Source organism: Streptosporangium sp. NPDC000563, assembly GCF_040299985.1.
In the GTDB taxonomy this organism is placed as follows: Bacteria; Actinomycetota; Actinomycetes; order Streptosporangiales; family Streptosporangiaceae; genus Streptosporangium.
Map to the genome: position 1 here is coordinate 80,358 of NZ_JBEPDA010000005.1, position 17,779 is coordinate 98,136.

18 protein-coding genes are annotated in these 17,779 nt (G+C 69.2%); 7 read left to right on the top strand and 11 right to left on the bottom strand.

Annotated features, from left to right (window positions below):
• The first annotated feature begins 16 nt into the window (after positions 1-16).
• A complete protein-coding gene (locus ABT352_RS15415; RefSeq protein WP_350945469.1) occupies positions 17-994 on the top strand; it encodes a GlxA family transcriptional regulator in 978 nt (325 codons plus the stop codon).
• Between the two features lie 90 nt (positions 995-1,084).
• Here the strand turns inward: ABT352_RS15415 and ABT352_RS15420 are convergent, their stop codons facing one another.
• Positions 1,085-1,783, bottom strand: a complete 699-nt coding sequence (locus ABT352_RS15420; RefSeq protein WP_350945470.1) for a response regulator — start codon at positions 1,781-1,783, stop codon at positions 1,085-1,087.
• A complete protein-coding gene (locus tag ABT352_RS15425; protein WP_350945471.1) occupies positions 1,780-2,991 on the bottom strand; it encodes a sensor histidine kinase in 1,212 nt (403 codons plus the stop codon). The genes ABT352_RS15420 and ABT352_RS15425 overlap by 4 nt, the downstream gene beginning before the upstream one ends.
• Positions 2,992-3,150: 159 nt before the next feature.
• Between ABT352_RS15425 and ABT352_RS15430 the strand changes: the two genes are divergently transcribed.
• Positions 3,151-4,443, top strand: coding sequence for an alpha/beta hydrolase family protein (locus tag ABT352_RS15430; protein WP_350945472.1), 1,293 nt, complete (start codon positions 3,151-3,153; stop codon positions 4,441-4,443).
• 8 nt (positions 4,444-4,451) lie between these two features.
• On the opposite strand, the gene ABT352_RS15435 is transcribed toward ABT352_RS15430, so the two are convergent.
• From ABT352_RS15435 to ABT352_RS15450, 4 genes are all read right to left on the bottom strand, one after another.
• Positions 4,452-5,447 (bottom strand): MerR family transcriptional regulator, encoded by a 996-nt coding sequence (locus ABT352_RS15435; protein ID WP_350945473.1) that lies wholly within the window; start codon positions 5,445-5,447, stop codon positions 4,452-4,454.
• 236 nt (positions 5,448-5,683) lie between these two features.
• The gene (locus tag ABT352_RS15440; protein ID WP_350945474.1) at positions 5,684-7,003 is read right to left on the bottom strand and encodes a glutaminase; all 1,320 of its coding nucleotides are present in this window, start codon (positions 7,001-7,003) and stop codon (positions 5,684-5,686) included.
• A 135-nt stretch (positions 7,004-7,138) separates the two neighbouring features.
• Complete coding sequence (locus ABT352_RS15445) at positions 7,139-7,516, bottom strand: hypothetical protein (protein WP_350945475.1); 378 nt, start codon at positions 7,514-7,516, stop codon at positions 7,139-7,141.
• Between the two features lie 287 nt (positions 7,517-7,803).
• Positions 7,804-8,715 (bottom strand): aminoglycoside phosphotransferase family protein, encoded by a 912-nt coding sequence (locus ABT352_RS15450; RefSeq protein ID WP_350945476.1) that lies wholly within the window; start codon positions 8,713-8,715, stop codon positions 7,804-7,806.
• A gap of 411 nt (positions 8,716-9,126) precedes the next feature.
• Between ABT352_RS15450 and ABT352_RS15455 the strand changes: the two genes are divergently transcribed.
• Entirely contained in the window at positions 9,127-9,558 is a 432-nt protein-coding gene (locus ABT352_RS15455; RefSeq protein WP_350945477.1) for a glutaredoxin family protein, read from the top strand.
• Positions 9,559-9,767: 209 nt separating this feature from the next.
• On the opposite strand, the gene ABT352_RS15460 is transcribed toward ABT352_RS15455, so the two are convergent.
• Positions 9,768-10,343, bottom strand: a complete 576-nt coding sequence (locus tag ABT352_RS15460) for a TetR/AcrR family transcriptional regulator (protein WP_350945478.1) — start codon at positions 10,341-10,343, stop codon at positions 9,768-9,770.
• 139 nt (positions 10,344-10,482) lie between these two features.
• Here ABT352_RS15460 and ABT352_RS15465 point away from each other — a divergent pair, with 139 nt between their 5' ends.
• From ABT352_RS15465 to trpS, 3 genes are all read left to right on the top strand, one after another.
• Entirely contained in the window at positions 10,483-10,899 is a 417-nt protein-coding gene (locus ABT352_RS15465) for a DoxX family protein (protein ID WP_350945479.1), read from the top strand.
• A gap of 239 nt (positions 10,900-11,138) precedes the next feature.
• The gene (locus tag ABT352_RS15470; protein WP_350945480.1) at positions 11,139-11,606 is read left to right on the top strand and encodes a GtrA family protein; all 468 of its coding nucleotides are present in this window, start codon (positions 11,139-11,141) and stop codon (positions 11,604-11,606) included.
• A gap of 356 nt (positions 11,607-11,962) precedes the next feature.
• Positions 11,963-12,943: a tryptophan--tRNA ligase gene (gene trpS, locus ABT352_RS15475; protein ID WP_350945481.1), complete on the top strand. Its 981-nt coding sequence runs from the start codon at positions 11,963-11,965 to the stop codon at positions 12,941-12,943.
• A gap of 231 nt (positions 12,944-13,174) precedes the next feature.
• Here trpS and ABT352_RS15480 read toward each other — a convergent pair whose 3' ends face one another.
• The 3 genes from ABT352_RS15480 to ABT352_RS15490 form a co-directional block, all read right to left on the bottom strand.
• The gene (locus ABT352_RS15480; protein WP_350945482.1) at positions 13,175-14,515 is read right to left on the bottom strand and encodes a flavin-containing monooxygenase; all 1,341 of its coding nucleotides are present in this window, start codon (positions 14,513-14,515) and stop codon (positions 13,175-13,177) included.
• Between the two features lie 38 nt (positions 14,516-14,553).
• Positions 14,554-14,811 carry a hypothetical protein gene (locus tag ABT352_RS15485; protein ID WP_350945483.1) on the bottom strand — a complete coding sequence of 86 codons (258 nt, stop codon included), beginning with the start codon at positions 14,809-14,811 and terminating at the stop codon, positions 14,554-14,556.
• 440 nt (positions 14,812-15,251) lie between these two features.
• Positions 15,252-15,866 carry a TetR/AcrR family transcriptional regulator gene (locus ABT352_RS15490; protein WP_350945484.1) on the bottom strand — a complete coding sequence of 205 codons (615 nt, stop codon included), beginning with the start codon at positions 15,864-15,866 and terminating at the stop codon, positions 15,252-15,254.
• Positions 15,867-16,309: 443 nt separating this feature from the next.
• Between ABT352_RS15490 and ABT352_RS15495 the strand changes: the two genes are divergently transcribed.
• On the top strand, positions 16,310-17,299 hold the full coding sequence (locus tag ABT352_RS15495; protein WP_350945485.1) for an NAD-dependent epimerase/dehydratase family protein: 990 nt from the start codon (positions 16,310-16,312) through the stop codon (positions 17,297-17,299).
• Positions 17,300-17,412: 113 nt separating this feature from the next.
• On the opposite strand, the gene ABT352_RS15500 is transcribed toward ABT352_RS15495, so the two are convergent.
• Complete coding sequence (locus tag ABT352_RS15500) at positions 17,413-17,775, bottom strand: hypothetical protein (RefSeq protein WP_350945486.1); 363 nt, start codon at positions 17,773-17,775, stop codon at positions 17,413-17,415.
• Positions 17,776-17,779: the final 4 nt, after the last annotated feature.

The following is a 17,779-nucleotide window of genomic DNA, read 5'->3' on the forward strand; positions in this document are numbered from 1 at the left end:
TGGTGAGGAGGCGAACGTGAGCGCGCTGCGGGTCGGTGTCCTGGCCTATCCGGGCTGCTTCGCGTCCGAGGTGTTCGGCGTACCCGATCTCTTGACGATGGCCGCGCACGTCGCCGGACCTGACGGCTCCGGATACGAGGTGTCGATCGTCTCACCTCGTCGTCGTGTCGCCGCCTCGGGTGGCGCGGCGTTGGACGTCTCACCGCTGCGCGAGGTGGACGTCCTTGTCGTGCCGGGGTTCGAGCTCATGCCAGGCCTCGACGTGGACGCGAAGCTCGCACCCCTCGCTCCCGAAATCGCGGCGATCCGCTCACACGCCGCCGTCGGCACCGCCGTCGTCTCGATCTGTGTCGGCGCGTTCCTGCTCGCCGAGGCCGGGCTCCTCGACCGGCGCCGCGCCACGACCGCCTGGCTCCTCGCGGACGAACTGGCCCGACGCTGTCCGGACGCCGACGTCCGGCCCGAACATCTGGTCGTCACCGACACGGGGGTGACGACAACGGCGGCCTTCAGCGCCATGTACGACTTCGCGCTGGAGCTGATCCGCCGGCACAGCGGGGCCGAGGTGGCACGGACGACCGCACGGGTGGCGCTCGTCGACGACGCGCGATCGTCCCAGACTCCATACGTCGACGCACGATTTCTTCCGCAGCCGGGAAACGAGTTCTCCCACAGGGTCATGCGACGACTCGACCAGAACCTCGCCGTCCGATACGACCTCGCCGCGTTGTCGGACGCGTTCAAGGTCAGTACTCGGACGCTGCTGCGGCGCTTCGCGGACGAGACCGGCCGGAGCCCCCTGGAGTACCTGCAGTCGTCGCGCGTCCGTCGCGCCCGCCACCTCCTTGAGACCACGAACCAAACCGTCGCCCGCATCTCCGCCGCGGTCGGATACAAGGACCCCGGCACGTTCGCCGCCCTCTTCGCCAAGCACACCGGACGACGCCCGGGGGACTACCGCTCGGCCTTCCGTCGTGTCGACCGATCACTCTGACGGTCAGAGCACCGAGTCGGCCGGGACCACCGGCCGGGCAGGAGCCCGTGCAGCGGCCTCAAGGCGTGAAGAGCGCGAAATCCCGTCCGATCAAGGTGATCGGACGGTCCCCGGCATCGGTCGAAGGTCGGGGGTGGCGGGGCGGACGAGGCCGCTCTCGTAGGCGAAGACCACCACCTGGGCGCGATCACGCAGCCCGAGCTTGACCAGCACGCGGCTCACATGCGTCTTGACCGTCGCCTCGGCCAGATGCAACGCCGCGGCGACCTCGGCGTTGGACAGCCCGCGCGCCACCTGCACCAGCACCTCGTACTCGCGCGCGGTCAACTGCGTCAGCCGCTCGTCCCGTTCGGCGGGCCCCTGTGTCATCTGTGGCGCGAACCTCTCCAGCACGCGGCGGGTGACGCGTGGCGACAGCGCCGCCTCTCCCTCCGCGACGTTGCGGATCGCGCTCAGCAGTTCCTGCGGCCGGGTGTTCTTCGGCAGGAACCCGGACGCTCCGGCCTTCAGTCCGGCGAAGGCGTACTCGTCCAGATCGAAAGTGGTCAGGATGAGCACGCGCGAACGTGGGCTGTCTCGCACGATCCTGCGGGTGGCCTCGATGCCGTCCAGGCCGGGCATGCGTACGTCCATCAGCACCACGTCCGGACGCAGGTGCCGCGCCAACCGGGCCGCCTGCTCGCCGTCATCCGCTTCTCCGGCCACCTCCATGTCCGGCTCCGCCTCGAAGACCATGCGGAAGGCCATCCGCAGCAGCGACTCGTCGTCGGCGATCAGCAGCCGGATCATCGTGGCGCTCCCAGGTTCAGCACGGCCAGCACCCGCCATCCGCCGCCCGCCACCGGTCCGGCGTCCAGGGTCCCGCCGTAGGCGGCCACCCGTTCCCGCATGCCCGCGATCCCGCGCCCGTCGTCCCGGAGCCCGGGACGGGGCCCCGGCGCCCGGGTCCCGGCCCCCGGGGACCCAGGAGCGCCGAGCACGACCGGGGCGCGAACATCGGTGACCTCCACCTCGGCGCGGCGCGGCGACACGTCGACCCGCACATCGGCGCCGGCCCCGGGCGCGTGCCGCAGCGTGTTCGTCAGCGCCTCCTGAACCAGCCGGTAGATCGTGAGCTGGGCGGCGGCGGGAACCGCCTTGGTGTCACCAAGCACCCGGACACACGTCGCGAGCCCGGCCGCGCGCATCCGCTCGGCCAGCGGACCGATCTCGGCGATCCCGGGCGCGGGCTGAAGTGTCTCCTCGATGCGGTCCTCGTCCCAGGTGGCGTGATCTCGGCCGGAGCCCAGGGAGTGACGCATGTCCCGCAGGGCCTGACGTCCCGTCGCGGCGACCTGTTCCATCGCCGCCGCGGCCCGGTCCGGCGCGCTGTGGCGGACGTGGGCGGCGCTGTCGGCGAGCGCGACCATGACCGACAGATTGTGAGTGACGATGTCGTGCATGTCGCGGGTCATCCGCGCGCGCTCCTCGGCGACGGCCAGCCGTGCCCGCTGCTCGCGGTCGCGTTCCAGGAAGGTCACGTACGCCCGCCGCCCCCGCACCCACAGGCCGCTCATGAGGGCGGCGCCCGCCATCGCGCTCAGCGCGGCCACCGTGAAAGGGAACCGGCCGGGCGGCGCCCAGCGGGCGGCGGCCAGCAGCACCCCGACCTGCAGCGCGAGCGCCGCCGACAGGGTGTGACGCCACGGGCGACGCGCGGCGACCGTGTAGAGGGCCACCAGGAGGGCGGCGTCGGCGGGAAGCTGCACGTCCAACGCCCACTGGACGGCGGCGGCGAGACCGATCGCGCCCAGGACCGTCATCGGAGCGCGCCGTCTCCAGGCCAATGGCGCCACCAGCGCCGTCTGCAGCGCGAGCAGCCACGGAGGACCGGACAACACCTGGCCGGGTCCGAGCGTGGCCAGGAACAGCGCGGCGGCGAGCAGCGCGTCGAGGGGCGTGGTCGACCATCGGCTCGGCGCGATGAGGCGGGCCGCCGGATGGCCGACTGGTTCCATGCACTTCACCCTAGGTCTCCTGCGGGTTCGCTCCCGCTCCTCCCCGGGGATGACCGTCATCCGAAAGTCGCATGCGCACGCACGCCCTCCGCCGCTGGCCCGCGGGCGTGCCGGACTGCCAGCCTCGTCGGACACCCCTTCCGGTTGAGGAGCTTTCGCATGCCCATTGTCACGAAAAATATGGATTTGGCCGTTGATGCCAAGGCCACCGGCTCGTCCGCCGTCTCCAGCAGCCCGGCGTCCGCCGTCTCGAAAGCCGCACGCACCGCAGGCAAGGTCGCGGGGCTGGCCGTACTGGTGCTGGTGACCTGCCCGCCCGCGGCCGGCGCCGACGCCGGGAGACCGATCGGGGTGAGCCTGCCCGCGCCCGGCGGCCCCTATACGGTCGGGACCGTGGCCGTGCGACTGGTCGACCGTTCGCGGCCCGACCCACTGGTGCCGGCCAAGCCGTACCGGGAACTGATGATCAGTCTGTGGTATCCGGCGACGGGCGGCGGGCCGTTCGCGCCGCACATGCCGCCACTTGCCGCCGCCGACTGGGATCGGCACTCGGCACCGCCCCTGGGCATCGCCAAGGGCGCCGTCGCCTGGGCCGCCACGCGCACGCATGCCCGCGTGGGCGCGCCGGTCGAACCGCGCGCGGGCAAACTGCCGGTGGTGCTGTTCGGTTCGGGGGACGGCGGGCCGCGCACGCTGGGCACCACCCTGGTCGAGGACCTGGCCTCGCGCGGCTACCTGGTCGTCACCGTCGACCACACCTACGAGGCCGACCAGGTGGAGTTTCCCGGCCGACGCCTGGTACGCGCCCTGCCGCTGCCCGCGAAGCTGACGCCGAAGGTCATCGCCAAGCTGCTCGCCAAGCACGCGACGGCACGCCTGGCGGACACGCGCTACGTTCTGGACCGGGTGACCGCCCTGGCCCACGGCCGCCCCATCGGCGGCAGGCTGCCCACGGGGATGCTCGGCGCGCCCGACGCCTCGCGGGTCGGGGTGCTGGGACAGTCGCTGGGCGGGTCGGTCGCCGCGCAGCTGACTCGCGAGGACGCCCGCGTGGACGCGGGCGTCAACCTCGACGGCGCCTATGTCGGCCCGGTGGCCACCCGGGGTGCGGCCAAGCCGTTCCTGCAACTGGCGGCCGAGACCCACACGCGTGACAGCGAGCCGAGCTGGAAGTCGTTCTGGCGGGCCTCGACCGGATGGAAGCGGGAGCTGCGCTTCAAGGGCGCGGCCCACGGCTCGTTCACCGACCTGCAGCCACTGCTGCCGCAGATCGCGACCACACTCCCCAAGGTGCCGCTCGCGGACTACGTGGGCACGATCGATCCCGGCCGTTCGGTGGCGGCCCAGCGCGCCTACGTCGGGGCCTTCTTCGACCTGCACCTGCGCGGCAAGCCGACCCGCCTGTTCGAGGGCCCCGACACTCGCTTCCCCGAGGTCTCCCTCATCCCCTGAATTCATGCTCACCGGGCCGAGGCACGAAGGGCCGCCGCGATCCACGCGAAGAGCTCGGGACCCTCCTCGTCGCCGGCGGGCGGCGTCCCGTTGATCACGGCCACCAGGGACAGGTACCTGCCGTGGGTCGCGTCGTAGCGGGCCTCCTCGTGGGAATCCTCGCGCCGGATCTCCTCGACGAGGAGGAAGGCCGTGGCCATTCGCTCCCGCGACTCGGCCGCGGTCTGCCCGCCGACGGCCTCTGCGGACGCGTTCGCCAGGCGAACGACCAGCTCCCGCGCTCGGGGAGAGTCCGCCGGCAGCCCGGAACGATACGCCTCCACGATCTCCTCCCCGACCTTCGCCCCCTCCTCGTGGATGAAGTCCCACACCGGTGCGGCGGCCATGCGCCGTCCGGGGAACGTGCCGTAGGTGTCCCGGAGATAGGAGCGGACCGCGCCACGGAACTCCTCGCCCCGCAGCAGGTCGGCCAGCTCGATCCAGGCTTCGAGCTGGGCGGCGGTGGGGTCCTCCGGCAGGCTCGGTCGCATCGTCCGCAACCGCTCGACGAAACCGGGGGGTACATCGAGATCCTCGCCGACCTCGTTCCAGAAGTCGTCGACGAGCCGCTCGCGCTCCTCGTCGGGCATCGAGACGAGTTTGTGCATCAGGGTCACCTGCGCGGTCGTTCCGCCCTGCTTGACCAGGGTTCTCAGCACGGCCCGTCTGGCCCGGAGGGCTCGCTCCTGACGCTCGACGAGCTCCAGGTGCGTCGCGAGGAGATCGTGCAGCGACGTCTCGCCGTCGAGCAGCCCGCGGATGTCGTCCAGGCCGGCGTCCAGGTCACGCAGGGTGCGGATGAGCTCCAGCCGGGCGATCGCCCGGACGTCGTACAGGCGGTAGCCCGCCTCGGTCACATCTGTGGGCGCGATGACCCCGGCGTCGGAGTAGTAGCGGATGGCGCTGACACTCAGACCGGTCCGGCGTGCCACGTCCCCGATCGGATACAGCTCGTTGTCGTCCATGCCGTCACTATGGTGTCTCAAGCGGCTTGAGACTCAAGTCCCCTCGCCACCGTCATGCGGCCGCACTCGACCTGTGGAATCCCCGCGCCGGACGCGTGGACGATCACGTTGAGGTCCCTGCCACGTAGGGTTACCGAGCATGGGCGTTCACCCACCTGACACGTCGGCCTGCGCGACGCGAAAAGGGCGACCGGCGTTCGTCGTGGTCAGCGCGGCCACCGGGCTCACCGCTCCTGTCATGCCTCCCCTGAACGACCGCCGCTCTGGACCACCGTGCGCGGTGGGCTCACGGCTTCCTCGACGTCGCCTATCACCGTGACTCGGCCGCCGTCACCGGGATCGGGGTCGGGGATGATCGATTCCGGGTCGACGAGGTAGACCTCGCGTCCGTCCAGCGTGAGCCGGCGCACGACCTCCAGCAGCATGCGCCGTGACACGTCGTCGATCGAGTGGACCATCGTGAGGTCCAAGGCCACCCTCGCCTCCGCGGGCGCGGTGTCCAGGACCTCTCGAACCACCCTCTCGGCTCCGGCGAAGCGGATCCCGCCCTGCAGCTGGAAGACCCGGATCGCGTCCGGTCCGCTGCCGACGACGTGGTTGGATCGCACCACCGCACGCGCGGCGGCCGGGACCTCCATCACGTGCAGCCCCATGTCGGAGGAGAATCGTTCGAACAGCGACACTCCTCGGACGCTGTTGCCGTGGGGATCCAGTCGCGGTGAGAACGTGGCGATGCCGATCTGGCCGGGGAGCGCGCCGATCAGGCCCCCGGCCACGCCGCTCTTCGCCGGAATGCCCACCTGGGTCGCCCAGTCACCGGCCGCGTCGTACATTCCGCAGGTGGCCATGACGCTCAGCACCTGGCGCACCACCGGTCCGCGTATCACCTGCTCACCGGTGAGAGGGTTCACCCCCCGGTTGGCCAGCGTCGCGGCCATCATGGCCAGGTCTCGGGCAGTGACGAGCACGGAGCACTGGCGGATGTAGCCGTCGACGACGGCTCTCGGGTCCTCGGTGAGGATGTCATGGCTGCGGAGCATGTACGCGATGGCGAGGTTACGGTGCGCGCTCTCCATCTCTGACGCGCACACCGCCTCATCCATCTTCAGCCGACGACCGGCGAAGGCCGAGAGGCCGTGGACCACGCGTTCCACACGCTCTGCCGGACTCAGGTCCTCCGAGCCGGCCATCGAGTGGGTCGTGATCGCGCCGGCGTTGATCATGGGATTGAGCGGGCGCCCGGTATCACTTTCGAGGGAGATCTCGTTGAACGCCTCTCCCGACGGCTCGACACCGACTTTGGCGAGCACGGGGTCGAATCCACGATCAGACAGGGCCAGCGCATACGTGAACGGCTTGGAGATCGACTGGATCGTGAACTCCACATCGATGTCACCGGCACCGTAGACCGCGCCGTCGACCATGGCGAAGACCGCGCCGAGACGCTCGGGCTCCGCTGCCGCGAGCTCGGGAATGTACCCCGCCGGCTCTCCGGAGGTGTCCGACCTCACATCTTCGAGTACCTCGGCCAGATAGTCGGGAATGACCGACCGCATTCTTCCTCCTCCATACGGATGTGCGATCTCCGCGCCGTGACATCAGCGCCGCGGTCATCATCCTGCGGGTACCTTCCGGCATCCGTTGACGCCTCACCGGATCACAACGTCGACGCCGCGCCGACACACCCGCCGCTAAGCGGTCAGCGTCACCACCAGGAACGCCACCCCCATCACCAGCGCGACCGGCGTCATCACCGAGCGCTCGAACTTGCTGCCCGACAACAGGTTCAACACCGAATTCAGCGCCAGGTAAGCCACGATCACCCACATCCCGATCGTCAGCAGCGGCTCACCGACGATCGACACCAGACCGGCCTTGCTCAGCAGGAACAGCGCGAACACAGCGTAGATCAAGACCGCTGCCACACTCCCGATCCGCAGGTTTCGAGGCAGCACGTCGTGCCGGCCGCCCCAGGCGAAGCGGCCCAAGGGCGCTCCGGCGGCAAGGGCGATCTGGAGGGCGGCGAGTACGGCGAGCAGGATCAGGCCTGTGATCGCAAAGGCAGGCATGGCTTGACGCTACCGGGTCTCGAAGGCGGCGGACATCCCCGATGGGCCTCCGGGAAACGACTTCCAAAGCCCTGCATGACGGGGCCGACGTTGACGACGACCGGGATCGGCCAGGCCGAGCCGATCGCCGGGTTCCTGTGGGCCTGAGGTGAAAGATCACTCGGCCCCGAAAGCCTGGAGGAAGCCCTCGGCGTCCTGCCCGAGCCCGTCTCCCGCGACAGCTTGGCCGCACCGGCTACTCAGCCTTCACCGAAGGTACCGGCGTGTCACCGGCCCTCGCCGAGTGTTCACCGTGTCCGCGCCAAACCGCGTCTCAGAACACGATCGAGCGCCGCCCGGCCTGCGGGTCCCCATGTCGGCTTGCCGCCAGGAAGGCCCCGGTCTCCGTTCTGCCCCATGAGCATCAGGAAGAGGCTCTTCATGGCGGCCAGTCCGCGGGCGCGCCGAATCGTCGCCTCGTCCGCGTGCGCGTACGCGTCGAAGAACCGTGCGGCCGCGCCCGCGGGGAGCAGTACCCACGCGGCGCCGAGATCCCACGCGGGATCACCGGCGAACAAGGCACCGAAGTCGATCACACCCGAGAGTGTTCCGTCCGAGACGACGACGTTCGCGGGATGGAGGTCGCCGTGCACCCACACCGGCGGGCCCTCCCACTCGGGGGCCGCGACAGCGTCGGCCCAGACCGCCCGGACGGCGCGGACATCGCCGATGGCGTCGGGCTCGATGGCCTGCAAGAACTGCTCGAAACCACCCGTGCACCTCTTGGGGTGAGCGCCGAAGTCCGAACTGGCCGGGGCCTCGGCGGGCGCCTCCACATGGAGCGCCCTGAGGAAGCCCGCCAGCGTGTCGGCCGCGTCGGCGCCGCGGCTGATCGAGCCGTGGTCCAGCGGCTCGCCGGGAACCCACGTCATCACCGTCCAGTGCTTGGGGAAACGCTCGGACGGCTCGCCGAACCGCACCGGGGTCGGCACCGGGAGCGGCAGGCGCGGGGCCAGCACGGGTAGCCACCGCCGCTCCTTGAACTGAAGCTCCGGGGTAGGGTCCATGCGCTGCATGCGCACGACCAACTCGTCCCCGAGGCGCCACATCTGGTTGCCCCAGCCGCCCGCCACCTCACGGATGGTCAGCCCCGCAAGGTCCGGATGCTGCTCCCGCAGCAGGTCGCGGACCAGGTCTGCGGTGATCTCGGTGTCGGTCATGCGAAGCACGGTACCGGGGCAGGCGGAACGGCTCCCGCTCTCGTCGAAGAAGTCCAGGCCGAAGCCGCCGGGAACACGATTCCCCACGGCCTCCCCGGACAGCCGCTCAACCTTCGGCGAGAAGACCTGGTGGTCACCGACCTTCGATGACGACGCTCAAGCCTCACTGCGAGAGATCATGAAACGACAAGACCGTCCCTCGCCGCCCGTTCACCCACGGGTTCGAGACCGAGACCGTCGAGTTGTGCCGGCGAGGTGACCGTTCGATCGGCCGGGTGGCCGCAGACTCCGATCCGACCGAGACCATGGTCCGCATGGTCCGGGTCCGCATGGTCCAGGTCCGCATGGTCCGGGTCCGCCGCTACCGCCCTCGACCGCTGACGCCTCCGTCCGGTGCGCTAGCGTCATCACATGCTGCGCCGATGGACGCTACCGATTTTCTTCCTGGCACTCGGACTCGCCGCAGCGGCCCGGCAGACCGCCCAGGGGTCCCCGGGCGCCGCCGTCGCACCGCTCCTGCTGTTCCTGCTGGGGGCCGTCCTGTTGTCCCCGCTGATGTTCCCGAAGTCCATCGGCGCGGCGGAAGCGCTACGCCGCAGCGAGGCCGACGGCCGCCCGATCGTCTACTGGCGCCCCGGCTGCCGCTTCTGCCTGCGGCTGCGCATCCGGCTCGGCCGCCACGCCTACCGGATGCACTGGGTCGACATCTGGCGCGATCCGGAAGGCGCCGCGGCGGTCCGGGCGGCCACCGGCGGCGACGAGACGGTGCCGACCGTGGTGGTGGCCGGCAAGCCGCACGTCAACCCCGATCCTCAATGGGTGCGCGCGCAACCGCCCTTCTGAGAGGTCGCGGCCGTCCGTTTCGACATGCCACCTGACCTGGCGGCGCCTTCGGACTTCCCAGCCGGCCGCGAGATACCGGGACGTCGCCGAGGAGTCGCGTCAGCCGGTCGTCGAAAAACGGCGCGAGCCGCGCCCGCGCACTCGCACTCGCACGAGCCGAAATCAGCCGGTGACGGCGAGGCCGACCGAGTCGTACGGAACCGCTCCCGTCAGATCGCCTTCCGGCGGCCCGGCGCGATGACCCGATCGACGAGGTCTTCCACGAAGGCCCTGGACGGCGGCCGGGCCTGGAAGACGCCCCGGACGAGCACGCCGCCCACCAGCAGGGCGAGGGACGACTCGACGTCCTCGGGCGGCAGGTGGGCGCGCAGGACCGCTTCCATCGACCGGGTGCCCGCCTCGTAGAGCTGCTGGCGCAGCTCGTCCACGACCGGATCGCTCCCGGAGCGCTCGAAAACGCCTCCCAGGACGCGGTCGAGGTGCCCGTCGGCGAGGTCCTCGGCGAAGTCGGTCAGCCCGGCGATCAGGTCGGCCCGCAGGTCGCCGGTCGGCTCCGGGTGGTCGACCGCGTCGCAGATCCGGCCGACCGAGGCCCGTACCAGGTCCAGGCGGGTCGGCCAGTGCGCGTAGACGGTCACCTTGGAGTAGCCGGATCGGCGTGCGACCTCGGCGTGGGTCACCGCGTTCCACCCTTCCTCGAGGAAGAGCCGCGTCGCGGCCTCGACGACGTCGCGGCGCGTCCGCAGGACTCTGGGATCGATCCCCTCCGCCTCCCCCTGCTCCATGTCGAACGATCCTATCCGGCTTCCTACACCAAGAGATAACTTCTGAACACCTTGTACAGTACTTGCCAATGCGGCATATTAAGCGACCGGCGGCGCGCACCAAAGCGCACCGCCTGCCGTCGACATCGGAAGAGGCGTCATGAGAACCACCACCCCGCGGAACCGTTCGAAAAAACTCGACCTCGGCCTCTGGGCCGCCCAGGGCCTCCTGACGCTCGCCTTCGCCGGTGCCGGCGTCTGGAAGCTGGTCACGCCGAGGGCGCAGCTCGCCGAGATCCTCCCCTGGGTCGGGGAGACTCCTCCGGCGCTGCTCTACGCGACCTCCGTGTTCGACATCCTGGGCGGGATAGGCGTGCTGCTGCCCGCGCTCACCCGCGTCAAGCCGGGGCTGACCCCGCTGGCGGCGCTCGGCTGCGTCGCGCTCCAGGTGTCCGCGATCGTCTTCCACCTCTCGCGCGGAGAGACGGACGTGGCGTTCAACGTCGTGCTCCTCGCACTCGCGCTCTTCGTCGCCTGGGGCCGCCACCGCCTGGCGCCGATCGCCCCGCGCGGGTGACGGCGGCCGGTGTGCTTCCAGGAGCCTCGGAAGGTGTCGTGCTTCGCCAAGAAAAGCATGAGCAAGCGCCAATGATTGAGCGCGATCGGTGACGGCGAAGCCGGATAGGCCGTGTCCGTAAATCTTGTCACCGGGGTGTCCGACCAGTGAGAAGATCGGGGGTGCTCCGAACAGCGAAAGCAGTACTCGCCGGATTACCGAGACCGTTGCACGCACTCGCGCTGAAGCACCGTGAGCTGTTGAAGTTCGCGGTGGTGGGCGGAACGGCGTTCCTGGCGGACAACGCGGTGTTCTATGGGCTGAAGCTGACCGTTCTGGAACCGAAGCCGGTGACCGCGAAGGTCATCGCGGTGCTCGTGGCGACGATCGTGTCCTACGTGCTGAACCGTGAATGGTCGTTCCGGACCAGGGGCGGTCGCGAGCGCCGTCACGAGGCGGCGCTGTTCTTCCTGGTCAGTGGCGTCGGTCTGGTGCTCAGCTCCGTGCCGCTGTGGATCTCCCGATACGTGTTCCTGCTGGAGACCCCGGACGTGAGCCTGGTGACCCAGGAGATCGCCGACTTCGTGAGCGCGCAGGTCATCGGCACGCTGATCGCCATGGTCTTCCGTTTCTGGGCGTTCCGGAAATGGGTCTTCCCCGACGAGGAGGCCCGGTCCGGCGGCGTGCGACTGGCTCCCACCCCCGATTCCACGGAAGAGGCGGCTTGACGACGGCGAATCCGGAAGCCGTCGCGGGGGTGTTCACGAGCAGGGACGACCCGCGGTCGAAGCGAGGCTTGAAAGATCGCCTCCTGCGCCGGTCATGATTCGTTTCCCGGACTCGGCCCGCGCGGCGGGCACGCACAAGGATCATCACCGGCTTGACTGCGATCTCCGCCCGCCGGATGGTACGGTCTCGGCATGCGGATGATTTTCTTGTTCCTTGGCTGGTGGCGCCCCTGACGGGCGGCACCGTTCATCCGCGTACCTGACAACGCGGCCGCCCGGTTCGGGCGGCCGTTTCGTGTGTTCGCACCTCGGTGGCCCGGCCAGGGCGGCCTCCCGATTCCGAGGGAGCCAAACCGATGCCACGACGACTCACCGGCTTCACCCCGTCCGGCGACCTGCATCTGGGCAACTACATCGGCGCGATCGCCCCGATAGTCGCCAAGCAGGCCGTCACGGACACGGTGGTGTTCATCTCCGACCTGCACTCCCTGACTTTGGAGCATGATCCGGCCGAGGTGCGGCGGCGGACGCTGGAGTTCGCGACCATCCTGCTGGCCGCGGGCGCCGACCCCGACGCGTCTTTGTTCCTGGTCCAGTCGCACGTCCCCGAGCACGCCGAACTGCACTACCTGCTGGAGTGCACCACCGGGTACGGCGAGGCCCAGCGCATGATCCAGTTCAAGGAGAAGTCCGGCCGTCAGAACCAGGTCCGGATGTCGCTGCTGACCTATCCGATCCTGATGGCCGCCGACATCCTGCTGTACGACACCGACGAGGTGCCGGTCGGCGAGGACCAGAGCCAGCACGTGGAGCTGGCCCGCGACGTCGCCCAGCGGTTCAACACCCGCTACGGCCCCACCTTCACCGTCCCCCGGGCGGTCAACCCGCCGATCGCCGCCCGCATCATGGACCTGACGTCACCCGGCGACAAGATGAGCAAGTCGGCCCCCTCGGCGGCGGGGGTGCTTCGACTGCTCGACGAGCCGAACGTCCTGCGGCGCAAGGTGATGCGTGCGGTCACCGACACCGACACCGTGGTGAGCTACGACCCGGAACACAAACCGGGAGTATCCAACCTGCTCGCCATCCTGGCCGCCTGCACCGGCGACGAGCCTCAGCGGCTGGCCGGGCGGTTCGACCGGTACGGCGAGCTGAAGGAAGCGGTCGCCGACGCGGTGGTGGCCACCCTCGCCCCCCTCCGGGACCGCTACCTGCGACTGGCCGAGGATCCGCGGCACGTCCAGGCGGTGCTGCGGGCCGGTGCCGACCGTGCCCGCGGACCGGCCGGCGCGAAGGTACGCCAGGCCAAGGCGGCGATCGGCCTGCTACCCGGATGAGCCGGTGAGTGCGGGGATCCGGCCGTCCGCGTAGCCGACGACGCCCCGGGCGGGAGGCCGTCGTGATGCGCCGTCGCCGGCCGGGCCGTCCAGCCGGCCGCCGCGGCGTCGCACCCGGCGACCGGTCTCCTGCCATGGCCCCGGCGGAGGTCGCGGTACGGGGCAAGGGCTGGGCGCAAGACAACATGGGCGCTGTCCAGCACCACCGTCGTCGGAAGGCCGAAGTTCGGGTCATGGGTGCAGGAGCGCGTTGAAGCGTCCGGGGGTGAGGTCCTGCCATCCCATTCTGCGTGCGAGTCTGCGGAGCTCGCGTTTGTAGGCACGGACCTCGACATAGGTGGCGTGCCGGTCGCTGCCTACGAATCTGATGCCACCCGAGAGGTCGGGGCTTTCCGTCTCCACGATGTGTCGGAACGATCTGATGCGATCGGGGTTCGATCGGGTGTCGGCCAGATGCTCGGCGATGAGGTGGGCGATCCGGTCGAACAGCGTGTACGCGCTTGAGTTCACCTCGATATAGCTGATTCCGAACAGCCCCGGCCGGCGAGCGAACGCGTTGAGGAACATCTTGGGTCTACCTCCCGCCCATTCCATGTAATCCGGTGAGAGGTAGGGGATCGACATGTTGTAGCCGGTGGCGAACAGGACGAGGTCGACCTCCTCGCGGCCGCCATCGGTGAAGAGGACGTCCTTGCCGTCGAATCGGGAGATGCCGGGTTTCGCGGTGATGTCGCCGTGCTGCAGGTAGTGGAGGAGCTGCGTGTTGATGAGCGGGTGTGACTCGAAGAGCTTGTGATCCGGGCGCGGCAGTCCCCACCGGCGGACGTCGCCGATCATGATCGGCGAGACGGTCCGGTAGAGCAGGCGTTCAACCCAGATCGGCAGGTGTTCGGATGTGTCCGACGGTTTGCCCATGATGTGTTTGGGGATGAAGTGATACCCGCGGCGGGTGCTGATGAACGCCTTGTCGGCGTGTGCCGCCGCATCACATGCGATATCGGCGCCCGAGTTCCCGAGGCCGACGACGAGGACGCGCCTGCCCTCGAACTCCCGGGGATCCGTGTAGGTCACGGAGTGGCGCGTCTCCCCGACGAAGGCGCCGGAGACCTCGGGCACCTTCGGGTCCCATGTCACGCCCGTGCAACAGATGATGGCTGCCGCCTGGATGCGGTCGCTGTCGGTCGTGACCGTCCACTCGCCGGTGGCGTCGTTCTGCGTCACGGTTGTGACGCAGGTGTTGAATCGGATCCGATCGCGAAGCCGGTACGCGTCGGCGAAGGACCGCGTGTAGTCGAGGATCTCGGCGCGGTTCGGGTAGTCGCCGAACGTCTGCGGCATCGGATGATCAAAGAAGCCGGATTTGTCTCGCGATGAGATGAAATGCGCGGATTTGTACATCGGAGTCCCTGGATTGTCGAGATCCCAGATCCCGCCGACGTCGGTGTGACGTTCGAGCTGGACATAGGGGATCTCGCGTGCCAGGAGAGCGCGGGCGGCGGCGAGCCCCGCGGGGCCCGCGCCGATGATGACCACAGGTAGGTCTGTCGTGGGAATCGGCGTGGGGGTCGTCATGCTCTTCCTCGGTTGTCGCGGGAGCGCTTTGGGGGCGGTTACGCGGCGGTCGTGCCCGCTCGGAGCCATGCCGTGGCGTTGCCGGGGATACGTCTGTTGTCAGTGGTCACCGGTTGGGTGCTGATCAGTACGCTCCCCTCGGGAAGGCGAACCGGATCGTGGCTGAAGTTCGTGATCGACGTCCATCCGTTGGCGCGCCGAAACGCGATGATGTCCTCGCCGAGGTCGATCCACTCGATCGACTCGTCACACTGCAGATCCCGCCTGAGGCGCAGCGCGGTGCGATACAGCGACAAGGTCGAATCGGGGGCGGCGGTCTGCGCTTGGACGAGAGCGCACCGAACCACTCGGGCTGCGGCAGATGTGGGGTCTGCTCGCCGAAGCCGAACGACGGTCCTTGGGTAGTCCACGGAAGCGGGACTCGGCAGCCGTCTCGGGTGATGGCGATGCCGTCGCCGTTCGAGTCGGCGAAGCTGCGCGGATACACCTGATGGACGACGGCCTGGCGCCACCACGCCGGGTCGGACATGCGGGACGGTCTCGCCTGATCTGCCGCGGGTGTGGGATGGGACGACATGCGCTGCTCCAGTCGGCCAGAGCGCCGCAGGGGGCGGCAGCCGGTAGAGACGGTAACACGAAAATATCCGAGTGGACAATTTCAAGCCAAGTCTCGCCGACCACATGCGAAAGCATGAAGAAACCCCGCATCCCCCTCGAAGGGGTGCGGGGTTTCCGGTCACTCTCCGGCGGTGTCGGCCTTGCCTGGAGGGGCGAGAAGCCGGCCGAGGACGCTCATCCCGGCCGACATGTCCACGCTCCGGTCGAGCAGCCACTGCGTGGACAAGCCGTCGCTCGCGGCGACGATGACGGCGGCAATCGTCTCAAGGGGGATGTCGTCGCGAACGACGCCGGCGGCGCGTCCGGCGACGAGGAGTGCGGTGACGTCACCGCGCAGACCGTTATAGCGATCGATGAAGTACGCACGCGAGTAGGTGTTCTCCCGCTCGAGCGCCCGGGCGATCATCGCGTTGTAGAGCGCCATCATCCCGGGCTGACGCAAGCTGAACTCGGCCATGGCGGCGGCGAACACGGCGGGGTTCTCGCTGCTCTCGTTGGCCAGTTGCTCGCGCGCCCGGGCATCGGCCTGACGCAGAACTTCGAGAAACAACTCCTCGCGTGAACCAAAGTGATGGCGGAGCACGGGGTGGGTCACCCCCAGCGAGTCCGCGATCGACCGCAGCGATGTTCGATCCGAACCCAGCTCGTGGAAGACATCGAGCGCCTTGTCGACGATCTCCTGCTTCCGGCGCGCGCTCTTCGCGTACGGGCCCCGATCGGACTGCTTCGTCACGTTCTCCTCATTTCTTCCGGTTTTCCCAGGCGGGGCATGCCCAGCCCTCCGTCGCCGCGCTCGGTCCATCGTATTCCGCGAGCACACCCAAAAATATCCACCTGGATATTTTTGTGCTACGGTTCTACCACCTGGCACTGGAGCTTCATGGGACGTCCGAAGTCCACCGACCCGGGAGTCGGATACATGAGACCGAAACAGGCACCAGCGCGCTTGCGAGACCTCACCGCGACAGTCGCGGCGAGCGCGCACGCCGAACTGCTCCAGGCTTCAGCCCTCTCGCAGGCCCACGACATCTGTTCGGAGGACCCGTGGGTGTCGGGGTACACGTTCCCCGGATTCCCGGGGCAGTAGGGGCCGATGCCCCATCACCCGACTGCGGAGGCTCACCGCGCCATCGCGGCGGAGCTCGACTCACAGCTATGAGCACGGAAAGAGGAAGAATGCGTTGTCTGGTAACGGGTGCCACGGGTTTCTTGGGCAGCAACCTCGTACGAAGTCTCGTCGCGAGCGGGCACGAGGTGGTGGCGACGGGGGCGCCGGGATCGACGACGCGCTACTTGGAGGACCTGCCCATCCGTGTGCAGTCGGCCGATCTGCTCAACCCTGCTGCGCTTCCCGCACTGGTGGCGGAGCAGGACTGGGTCTTCCACGTGGCCGGCGACACCTCGACCTGGAGTCGTCTTGCCGCGCGCAGGCGCAGGGTCAACGTCGACGCCACGGCAATGCTGGCCGACGCGAGCGTGGCCGCCGGAGTGAAACGCTTCGTCCACACGAGCACCCTCGACGTCCACGGGTACAACCGCGACGGCTCCCCCCTCGCGGAGCGCCCCGGCGACCGGTCGTTCTTCGGGATCGGATACGACTATGCCGACACCAAGGCGGAGGGAGAGCGACAAGCCCTGGCCCGTATCCCGAGGGGACTCGACGTGGTGGTCGTCTACCCGGGCTTCATGATCGGGCCATACGACCACACGCTTCAGCTCGGCCGAGTCGTCCGCGACCTCCAGGCAGGTAGGCTCACGTTCGCGCCGGCCGGTACTTCGTCATTCTGCGACGTGCGAGCCGTCGCCGACGGCATGGTCGCGGCTGCGGAGCGGGGCCGTACCGGCGTCGGATACAACCTCACCGGCGAGAACCGCACGTACCTCGACATGTTCAGCCGCATCGCCGAGCTCGTCGGCGCGCCTCGCGGCCCCATCAGGGTGCCTCGCGCGGTGCTGTTCACCTACGGCACGGTCGCGCAGTTCGCCGCTGGTTTCACGAAGCGGGCACCGGACATGGATCCCGGGATGGCCGCGTACCTGTCCTCTCCGCAAGCGTCGGACTGGAGCGCCGCGCGCACCGAGCTCGACTACCATCCCGGTGACCTCGACGCGGCGATCCGTGACGCCGCCGCATGGTACGACGAGCACATGCCGGTCGTGCGCTGATGATGGCGCCGATCGAGGCGGCCATGTGGAACTCCTCGTGTTGGGGATAACCGCCACCGTCCTGGGGACGGGGGTGCTCGCTTTCATCCGCGGGGTGCGCTGAGCCGACCGGGCTACGCCCCCGACTCCGACTCCGAGCTGTGCGGCAGGAGCGTCGCGATGTCGCGGCCCGCTCGGCGGGAGAAAGTCTCCGGCGGCGCCTTCTGAAGCAGCGTGTCGGTCAGGATCCGATCGACGAGACCTAACAGCAGCAGAAGCACGATCAGCTCCAACTCGACGGTGGGATGCCGTCCCAACCGGCTCGGTCCCTGCACGATGAGTCGCCGCGTGTCCGCCTCGGTGCGCGCGCGGATCTCGAGCCGGCGCCGGCCCCGTGCGCTGTCGCGGAGGGTGCCCGGCAGCGCCTCCAGCAAGGCGAGTCGCCGACCCCGGCCGGTCGCGCCGAGGAGGAGCACCACCATCCACATCGCTGCCATCGAC